Origin of the sequence: Pseudoduganella sp. RAF19 (assembly GCF_052114165.1) — a bacterium.
Lineage (GTDB): Bacteria > Pseudomonadota > Gammaproteobacteria > Burkholderiales > Burkholderiaceae_D > Rugamonas.
Genome location: NZ_JBFREF010000008.1, coordinates 31434 through 40487 on the forward strand (window position 1 = coordinate 31434; position 9054 = coordinate 40487).

The 9054-nt window shown below is 62.1% G+C and carries 12 protein-coding genes and 1 riboswitch; of the genes, 9 read left to right on the forward strand and 3 right to left on the reverse strand.

The features are described from left to right. Positions 1-8: 8 nt before the first annotated feature. The 3 genes from tolQ to AB4Z19_RS21000 all read right to left on the reverse strand — a co-directional run bounded on the left by tolQ (position 9) and on the right by AB4Z19_RS21000 (position 1978). The gene (tolQ, locus tag AB4Z19_RS20990) at positions 9-701 is read right to left on the reverse strand and encodes a protein TolQ (protein WP_442025159.1); all 693 of its coding nucleotides are present in this window, start codon (positions 699-701) and stop codon (positions 9-11) included. A gap of 16 nt (positions 702-717) precedes the next feature. After that, positions 718-1116, reverse strand: coding sequence for a tol-pal system-associated acyl-CoA thioesterase (ybgC, locus tag AB4Z19_RS20995; RefSeq protein WP_442025161.1), 399 nt, complete (start codon positions 1114-1116; stop codon positions 718-720). Positions 1117-1222: 106 nt separating this feature from the next. Then, complete coding sequence (locus AB4Z19_RS21000) at positions 1223-1978, reverse strand: SDR family oxidoreductase (RefSeq protein ID WP_442025163.1); 756 nt, start codon at positions 1976-1978, stop codon at positions 1223-1225. 111 nt (positions 1979-2089) lie between these two features. Beyond that, a riboswitch (ZMP/ZTP riboswitch) is annotated at positions 2090-2193 on the forward strand. A gap of 88 nt (positions 2194-2281) precedes the next feature. Here AB4Z19_RS21000 and glyA point away from each other — a divergent pair. From glyA to AB4Z19_RS21045, 9 genes are all read left to right on the forward strand, one after another. Next, positions 2282-3526, forward strand: a complete 1245-nt coding sequence (gene glyA / locus AB4Z19_RS21005; protein ID WP_442029943.1) for a serine hydroxymethyltransferase — start codon at positions 2282-2284, stop codon at positions 3524-3526. 84 nt (positions 3527-3610) lie between these two features. Continuing rightward, the gene (gene nrdR, locus AB4Z19_RS21010; RefSeq protein ID WP_442035913.1) at positions 3611-4069 is read left to right on the forward strand and encodes a transcriptional regulator NrdR; all 459 of its coding nucleotides are present in this window, start codon (positions 3611-3613) and stop codon (positions 4067-4069) included. 103 nt (positions 4070-4172) lie between these two features. Next, on the forward strand, positions 4173-4724 hold the full coding sequence (gene pilV, locus AB4Z19_RS21015) for a type IV pilus modification protein PilV (RefSeq protein WP_442025235.1): 552 nt from the start codon (positions 4173-4175) through the stop codon (positions 4722-4724). Continuing rightward, the gene (locus AB4Z19_RS21020; protein ID WP_442025233.1) at positions 4721-5581 is read left to right on the forward strand and encodes a PilW family protein; all 861 of its coding nucleotides are present in this window, start codon (positions 4721-4723) and stop codon (positions 5579-5581) included. Before pilV ends, AB4Z19_RS21020 begins: the two co-directional genes overlap by 4 nt. Before the next feature lies 1 nt (position 5582). Further along, positions 5583-6254: a pilus assembly PilX family protein gene (locus AB4Z19_RS21025; protein WP_442035914.1), complete on the forward strand. Its 672-nt coding sequence runs from the start codon at positions 5583-5585 to the stop codon at positions 6252-6254. Next, positions 6251-6706, forward strand: a complete 456-nt coding sequence (locus tag AB4Z19_RS21030; protein WP_442035915.1) for a type IV pilin protein — start codon at positions 6251-6253, stop codon at positions 6704-6706. The genes AB4Z19_RS21025 and AB4Z19_RS21030 overlap by 4 nt, the downstream gene beginning before the upstream one ends. Then, entirely contained in the window at positions 6631-7191 is a 561-nt protein-coding gene (locus AB4Z19_RS21035) for a GspH/FimT family pseudopilin (RefSeq protein WP_442025227.1), read from the forward strand. The genes AB4Z19_RS21030 and AB4Z19_RS21035 overlap by 76 nt, the downstream gene beginning before the upstream one ends. Before the next feature lie 31 nt (positions 7192-7222). Then, positions 7223-8293, forward strand: a complete 1071-nt coding sequence (ribD, locus tag AB4Z19_RS21040) for a bifunctional diaminohydroxyphosphoribosylaminopyrimidine deaminase/5-amino-6-(5-phosphoribosylamino)uracil reductase RibD (protein ID WP_442025225.1) — start codon at positions 7223-7225, stop codon at positions 8291-8293. A gap of 8 nt (positions 8294-8301) precedes the next feature. Beyond that, on the forward strand, positions 8302-8919 hold the full coding sequence (locus tag AB4Z19_RS21045) for a riboflavin synthase (protein WP_442025223.1): 618 nt from the start codon (positions 8302-8304) through the stop codon (positions 8917-8919). The last annotated feature ends 135 nt before the right edge of the window (positions 8920-9054 follow it).

Sequence of the window (9054 nt, forward strand, 5' to 3'; positions counted from 1 at the left end):
TTTCCGCCTTATCGCGACTGGCGCTGCAGGATGTTCGAGAATTCTTCGACGAAGCTCTCGAAGCGGATTGCCAGGCGGTCGATGTCGTGCGAGAAGCGGTTGTACGCCACCACCGCAGGAATCGCCGCGAACAGGCCGATGGCGGTTGCGATCAGCGCTTCGGCAATGCCGGGCGCCACAGCCGACAGGGTCGCCTGCTGCACATTGGCCAGGCCGCGGAATGCATTCATGATGCCCCACACGGTACCGAGCAGGCCGATGTAAGGGGATACGGAACCGACCGAAGCCAGGAAGGCCAGGTGGGCTTCCAATGCATCCATCTCGCGCTGGAAGGCAGCGCGCATGGCGCGGCGGGCGCCGTCCAGGATGGCGCCGATGTCCAGCACTTCACGGCTGGTGGCGTAAGCCTGTTTGCCCTTGATGAATTCACCCATGCCGGCTTCGAAAATGCGGGCCAGGGCGCCGCTGTTGGCGCGGTTGCTGCCCGCGCTCTGGTGCAGGGCGTGCAGGTTGCCGCCGGCCCAGAAAGTCTTTTCGAATTCGATGGTCTGCTTGCGCGCGGCGCGCACGTCGAACATCTTCTTGAAGATGTAGGTCCAGCTGACGAGGGAAATGCCAAGCAGCAGCGCCATGATCAATTGCACGATCAGGTGCGCGTGGGCGATAAGGGCGATGAAGGAGAGATCTTCGGTGACGTTCATTATTTTACTAATCTGGTTATGTGCGCATGCGGGCGGCTACGGCGTCCGGTACGGCGCGCGGACGCAATGCGGAGTCCACGCATCCAACCTTTACATGGGCCGTGTTCAGCAGGCAGTCGCCGCACCATGCTTCCTGCACAAATTGGATCGAGGCGCGGCCCAGCTTTTCGATTCTTAGCGTTAATTTTAGTACATCGTCCAACTTTGCCGGCGCATGATAGTCGGCACTCACGCTCTTGACCACAAACATTGCGTCGTGCTCAGCAAGCAAGACCTGTTGTCCAACGCCGATAGCACGCAGCCATTCGGTGCGCGCCCGTTCGAAGAACTTCAGGTAATTTGCATAATAGACAATTCCGCCGGCATCTGTGTCTTCGTAATAGACACGGACCTCCCAGTTGAACTCTGACGACATGTGTTTGTTTTGACTACTAAATGTGATTGAGCAACATTTTACGCCAATTTACGGATCGCAAGGCGTAAATGCGGGTTATGTAACATTCTCTTACGTTTTTCCCTTATTAACCTGCCATTGTAGCCCGTTTTATATTGAAAGGGGAGAAACCTTGGCAGGTCGGCATCAGCTCGATCAGGTTGATGTTGATGTGGGCCGGCAGGGTGGCGACCCAATACGCGGTGTTAGCGATATCTTCGGCCGTCAGCGGCTGGGTGCCTTCGTACACTTTGGCGGCTGCCGCATCGTCCTTCAGGCGTACGTTCGAGAACTCGGTGCCCCCGCACAGGCCGGGCGCCAGGTTGGTCGCGCGCACGCCGGTGCCGACCAGGTCCGCGCGCAGGTTCAGGGTGAACTGCTCGACGAAAGCCTTGGTGGCGCCATACACATTGCCGCCCGGGTAAGGGTAGTGGCCCGCCACCGAGCCCAGATTGATGACGGTGCCGCGGCCGCGTGCCACCATGCCCGGCAGCAGGGCGCGGGTGACGGTGACCAGGCCGGTGCAGTTGGTGGCGATCATGGTTTCCCAGTCTTCCAGGCTGGCTTCGTGGGCGCCTTTGATGCCCAGCGCCAGACCGGCATTGTTGATCAGCACGTCGATATCGCGCCAGCCTTCCGGCAGGCCGTCGAAGGCCGCGTGGATGGCGGCTTTATCGGACACGTCCAAGGTCAGCGGCATCAGATTCGCGCCCAGTTCGGTGGCCAGCGCTTGCAGGCGCTCGGTACGGCGGCCGGCAGCGATGACCTTATGGCCGTTTTGTACGAAAACACGCGCCATGGCGGCGCCAAATCCGGCTGTCGCGCCGGTGACGAGGACAATCATGGGTTTCCTTCAACACAAAGGTCAGAATTGCACAACCCGGAAATTGTATCCGATATATCGGAATTGCCGTTGCTCTGATGCTGAGCATGAAATACAATCTTGGCTCCATTTACTGTCTCACGTAACTGGCGAAAAGCCGGCAATGGCCGGCGAGAGGTGGGTAACCACCGGGGAACGTGAGATCTCAATTAAAGCCGTTCGCCTGGGCAGCCAATGATGGAGTCGTGCGAAGACGGCTGCTCTGACTCATTTCGGCGCCCGCATTCGATCCTATCTGCCTTAGACAAAACCTGGAGTTTTTTCATGTTCGCTAAAGATCACACCCTCGCCAATGTTGACCCGGAACTGTTCGGCGCCATTCAGAACGAAAACAAGCGTCAGCACGACCACATCGAGCTGATCGCTTCCGAAAACTACACCTCCCCAGCGGTGATGCAAGCCCAGGGCTCGCAGCTGACCAACAAATACGCCGAAGGCTATCCAGGCAAGCGCTACTACGGTGGCTGCGAGTACGTGGACGTCGTCGAGCAGCTGGCTATCGACCGCGTGAAGAAGCTGTTCGGCGCGGAAGCTGCCAACGTGCAGCCGAACTCCGGCTCGCAAGCTAACCAGGGCGTGTTCTTCGCCGTGCTGAAGCCGGGCGACACCATCATGGGCATGTCGCTGGCGGAAGGCGGCCACTTGACCCACGGCATGGCACTGAACATGTCCGGCAAATGGTTCAACGTGGTTTCCTACGGCCTGACCGCTGAAGAAGACATCGACTACGACGCCATGGAAGCCCTGGCGAAAGAGCACAAGCCTAAGCTGATCATCGCCGGCGCATCGGCCTTCTCCAAGAAGATCGACTTCGAGCGCTTCGCTAAAGTCGCCAAGGCTGTTGGCGCCTACTTCATGGTCGACATGGCCCACTACGCCGGCCTGATCGCCGCTGGCCTGTACCCGAACCCAGTGCCGCACGCCGACTTCGTGACTTCGACCACCCACAAGTCCCTGCGCGGTCCACGCGGCGGCATCATCCTGATGAAGGCCGAGCACGAGAAGGCCATCAACTCCGCGATCTTCCCTGGCATTCAGGGCGGCCCGCTAATGCACGTGATCGCTGGTAAGGCCGTGGCCTTCCAGGAAGCGCTGCAGCCTGCATTCAAGGAATACCAGCAGCAAGTGGTGAAGAACGCCGACGTGCTGGCCAAGACCCTGATCAAGCGCGGCCTGCGCATCGTGTCCGGCGGCACCGAGTCGCACGTGTTCCTGGTGGACCTGCGTCCGAAGAACCTGACCGGCAAGGAAGCCGAAGCGATCCTGGGCCAGGCGCACATCACCTGCAACAAGAACGGCATCCCGAACGATCCGCAGAAGCCATTCGTGACTTCGGGCATTCGTCTGGGCTCGCCGGCGATGACCACCCGCGGCTTCAAGGAAGCGGAAGCGGAGCAAGTGGGCAACCTGATCGCCGACGTGCTGGATAACCCGAACGACGCTGCTACCATCGAGCGCGTGAAGGCCGCCGTGCAAGTGCTGGTCGATAAGTTCCCGGTTTACGCCTAAGCTGCCGGTTGGTACTATCAGGGCGCCGGGTCGAAAGGCCTGGCGCCTTTTCATTAGAATAATTAAACGAAGACACCCTTAAACATGAAATGCCCGTTCTGCCAGCATGACGATATCCAGGTCCTCGATACGCGCGTATCGGAGGAGGGGGATGCCATCAAGCGCAGGCGGCGTTGCGTGAATTGCGACAAGCGCTTCACGACCTGGGAACGCATCGAACTGACCATGCCTTACGTGGTCAAAAAGAACGGCAGCCGCACCGAGTTCGCCAACTCCAAACTGCGTGACAGCCTGATGCTCGCATTGCGCAAGCGTCCCGTGGCTGCGGAGTCGGTCGATAAGGCGATTGCGTCGATCGAAGAAAAGCTGCTCACCTCCGGCCAGCGTGAAGTCGATTCGGGTTACATCGGCGAGCTGGTGATGCAGGAGCTGCAGCGCCTGGATAAAGTGGCCTATATCCGCTTCGCATCCGTCTACAAGAATTTCGAAGACCTGGCTGAATTCCAGGACGCAATTGAAAAAGTCGAACGCAAGCCGCGTTGACAAATTCTGGCCGGAAATTTTCGGCAAACTCCATTTGATTTGATCTGGCTCAACCGGGTCCCGCCACTGCTGGCTAACTTGAACAGCAGGGGAGGGCTTCGTCATGCGCAAAGCTGCCGCTGGATTTACGCTGGTCGAGGTGCTGGTGGCCGTATTGGTGCTGGCGCTGGGGATGATTGGTGGCGTGGCGATGCAGCTGCATGCCATGCGCACGCGTTACGAGTCGGCGCAGCTGTCGCGCGCGGTGCAGATGGCGGCGGCGATGGCGGACCGCATCCGCGCCAATGCGGCGCAGGTGTCGGCGTACACGGGCTTTGATTTCGATTCCGCCACCGAGCCGCATCCTGTTGCGCACAGCGCGTGTGCCGATGAGGCTTGCAGCAGCGCTGAGCTGGCCGATGCGGAGCTTGATGGCCTGAGGCGTGACGTTGCGCACCAGTTCGGCAATGGCCGCGCGCGCATTTGCCGCGATGCGCAGATCTGGCAGGGCAAGCGCCTGCGCTGGGATTGCTCCGGTGGCGCGGGCGCGCCGCTCGTTATCAAGATCGGCTGGCGCGCAAAGAATCCGGATGGCACGCCGCATCAGTATGGCGCAGGCGAGTTCTCGCCGGGCGTCGCGATCTCGGTCGCCGCCATGCCAGGAGCCGCGCCATGACCCGCGCAACGCCTCGCGCGATGCGTGCGACGGTGCTTCGCCAGCGCCAGTGTGGCTTCGGCCTCGCCGAGGCCATGATCGCTGCCGCGCTCAGCCTGTTCCTGACACTGGTCGCCTCGACCATGCTAATCGCCGCCAACGCGAACTATCTGAACACCGGCGCGGCTTCGCGCGTTGACGACAGTGGCCGCTTTGCGCTGGCCATCATCGGCCAAGCCGTGCGGCAAGCCGGATATGGCGACAGCGATACCGCCGCATTTGCAGGCCTCGACGCGGCAAGCATCAAAGAAAACACCTCCGCAATCGACGAGCCGCAGCCAGCGATAAACGGCAGCGACGTGCTGCTGGTTCACTTCGCCGGCAGCGCGGACGGCGCCATGGTCAACTGTGCGGGCTTTGAAGAAGCCGGCCCGCACGCCTGGAGCATTTTCTATGTCGGCAAGGCAGCCGATGGCGAGGCAGAGCTGCGCTGCAAATACAAAGGCGCCAGCAACTGGGCTGCCGACGCCATCGTGCGCGGCGTGGACAGCTTCCAGCTGCTCTATGGCCTCGACACGGACGAGCCGCAGGATGGCATTCCCAATCGTTACCTCACCGCCGACGCCATCAACGCGATGGACGCTGCGACTGCGGCTGCCGGCACGCCGAAGTCAAATTGGCGGCGCGTGGCTTCTGTGCGCGTGGCCTTGCTGCTGCACGGAGAATTCGGCTCGCGTCCCGGCGGTCCCCCGATGCATTACGCGTTGTTTGAGGGCGGGCCTGTGGTGGACGAGGCCTCGCTGCCAACCCCGCTGCAACGGCGCGCACGGCGCGTGTTCACGGCGACGTATGCCGTGCGCAACCGCCAGGGAGGCTGACATGATGCGGCGGCGCGAGCGCGGCGTGGCGTTGCTGGTGACCTTGCTATTGCTGGTCGCAGTGCTGCTGCTGGGCGCATCAGCGTCCACCATGGCGCTGCTCAGCGAAAAGTCCGCGCGCGCCGAGCGCGACCGGCTGATTGCGTTTCAAGCTGCGGAGGATGGACTCATGGATGCAGAACGCGACATCGAAACCGCCCGCGTCAGCGTAGTGCCCGCGGCGACTGAGACGCCACCTGCCGCGCAGCCACGCGCCACCCCAGTCGGCGCGCTTGGCGCCGGGCCCGGAGACGCCGCGCCATACAGCGCACCGCCCGCCGCGACTGGCGGCGAGCCTGCGCCGTCTGGTGCGGCGCCGGCGTGGCAGGTGGTGGATTTGGCGGGCGGTGACTCGGTGCCGTTTGGCGCGCTGTCGGGGGCGGGGATGGAAACGGGGCAGGGGATGCAGCCGTTCAAGCGTCCGCGCTATTTTGCTGAGCGGCTGGCACGGGCTGGCGGCGGATTCTATTACCGCGTGACGGTGATGGGCTTTGGAACGCGTCCAGACAGCGAAGTCGTGCTGCAGACAACCTATCGCCGCATCGCCGACGGTGGCGCCGGCCGCCAAAGCTGGCGCGAAATCGCCAACTGGCGCGAACTGCACGCCGCCGCGCATGGCGAGGACAAGCCGTGAACGCCGCCGAGCGCGGCCTGTCGCTGCTGGAAACCCTGGTGGCGGTGGCCATCTTCGCGCTGCTGGCCGCCGTCGCCATGCCGGTTTTCACTGACGCGATGATTGCCGCGCGCCGCGCCGAAGCGCAAGGCGTCATGGAAGAGCTGATGCAGCAGCAAGAACGCTACTTCACGCAAGCCAACACCTACATCGCCTTCAACGCCGGCAGCGCCACCGGCGAAGCGAAGCAATTCCGCTGGTGGTCGGGGCGCTCGCCGCCCGGCAGCGGCTACGAGCTGGAAGGCAAAGCCTGCGACAACGACGACATCGCCAACTGTATCCAGCTCATCGCCAAGCCCGGCACCGCGCTGGTCGACAACCACTTCAAGGACCCGCAATGCGAACAACTGACCCTGACCAGCACCGGCCAGCGCACCGCCAGCGGTCCCGCGGCGTCTCGCTGCTGGAAGTGATGATGGTGCTGGTCATCGTCTCCATCATGGCCAGCTCAGCAATGCCGGATATGCGCCGCAGCATCGACGGCTACCGTCTGCGCGCGGCCGCCGCCGACCTGATGGCCGCCATTCAGGAAACGCGTGCCCAGGCCATCGCCAGTGGCCAGATCGTCAGCCTGCTGCCCAAAAACGGCGACTGGCAGCAGGGCTGGACCATCGTCATCGACCGCAACGCCAACCGCCAGCTTGACGCTGATGAACCGCCGCTGATGTCGCACCGCGCCCTGCCCAAAGAGACGCTGGTGAGCTTCCATTTCACCGATCAAACGGCCCCGTCCTACATTGCTTATAATTCTGCTGGACGCAGCTGCCGTTCCGGGCACAGCAAGGCCGCCAATTTTGGCACCCTGTCGCTGGCGCTGGGAGAGCAGAAGCGCACTATCAAGATCAATATGCTGGGCCGGGTGCGCATGTGCGATCCGGACCGCGAATCGTCCTGCTGAACATATGCGAATCAATAGTGACCTGGAAGGCATGCAACTCGCGCTCCAATGGGCGGAGAAAGGCCTGTATACGACCTCTCCGAACCCGCGCATCGGCTGCGTGATCGTGCGCGACGGCGAAGTGATCGGCGAGGGCGTAACCCAGCCCGCAGGCCAGGACCACGCTGAAATCCAGGCAATGAAAGATGCCCAGCGCCGCGGCCATGACGTACGCGGCGCGACCGCCTATGTGACGCTGGAACCTTGCAACCACCATGGCCGCACGCCGCCATGCTCGGAGGCGCTGGTGCGCGCTGGACTGGGCCGCGTGGTAGCGGCGATGGAAGATCCCAATCCGCTGGTGGCAGGGCAGGGCATGGCCAGGCTGGCCGCTGCCGGCATCCAGACCGCGACCGGCCTGCTGGCCGATGAGGCCCACGAGATGAATATCGGCTTCTTCAAGCGCATGAAGACAGGCTTGCCCTGGGTGCGCATGAAGGTTGCCGCCAGCCTGGATGGCATGACAGCCCTGCATAACGGCAAAAGCCAGTGGATCACCGGCCCTGCGGCGCGTGCCGACGGCCACGCATGGCGCGCCCGTACCTGCGCCATCCTGACCGGCATCGGCACCGTCAAGGCCGACGACCCGCAGCTGAATGTGCGCGAAGTGCAGACGCCGCGCCAGCCGCGCCGCATCGTCATCGACAGTAAACTTGAAATCAGCCCATCCGCCCGCATTCTTGAAGGCGGCGGTACGCTGATCGTCGCAGCTGCGCATGACGCGGAAAAGGAAGCCGCCCTGCGCGACAAAGGCGCCGAGATCATCGTGCTGCCGAACGCGCACGGCAAGGTCGAACTGCCGGAACTGATGCGCGAGCTGGGCCGCCGCCAGATCAACGAACTGCACGTGGAAGCCGGCACCAAATTGAATGGCTCGCTGATCCGCGAAGGCTGCGTCGATGAGCTGCTGGTCTATCTCGCGCCCATGCTGATCGGCGACGCGCAAGGCATGTTCTCGCTGGCCGCGCTGGAAGACCTGAGCGGCGCCAGGCGTTTGAAATTCCATGAGGTGAAGCAGATCGGCGACGATTTGCGTATCCTTGCCCGATTCAACTCTCAATAAAGATCACTATGTTTACTGGAATCGTAGCCGCTGTCGGCAAAATCAAAAGCGTCACCCCGCTGGCTGGCGGCGCTGATGCAGGCGTGCGCCTGGACGTGGATGCAGGCGGCCTGCCAATGGCCGACGTGGGCCTGGGTGATTCGATCGCCCTGAACGGTGCCTGCATGACGGTGGTGGAGAAGACCGATACCGGCTTCACCGTCGACGTGTCGCGCGAAAGCCTGAACAAGACCGTGGGACTGGACACCACCACGGAAGTGAACCTGGAAAAAGCGCTGACCCTGGCCGAGCGCCTGGGTGGCCACCTGGTTTCCGGCCACGTCGACGGTCTGGGCGTGGTGCGCAAGTTTGAACCGGTCGGCGAATCGCACGAACTGGTGATTGAAGCGCCGCGCGAGCTGGCCAAATACCTTGCTTACAAAGGCTCGGTGGTGGTGAATGGCGTGTCGCTGACCGTCAACCGCGTGAACGACACGGCGAGCGGCTGCGAGTTCTCGATCAACCTGATTCCGCACACCGTGCAGGTCACCACGCTGAAGCACATGAAGGCTGGCGGCAAGGTCAATCTGGAGATCGACCTGATCGCCCGCTATGTGGAACGAATGCTGTCGGCAGGCACTAAGTAACACCTTGATACATAGCTACACAATCGGTTTCATAACAATATATTTCAGTCCCGATACGGTCACCTGATTGTCATATTGGATTGCAAGAATGCCCAGCGTTCCTCCGGCATGAGGCCGTTGGAATTCATCCTTCAG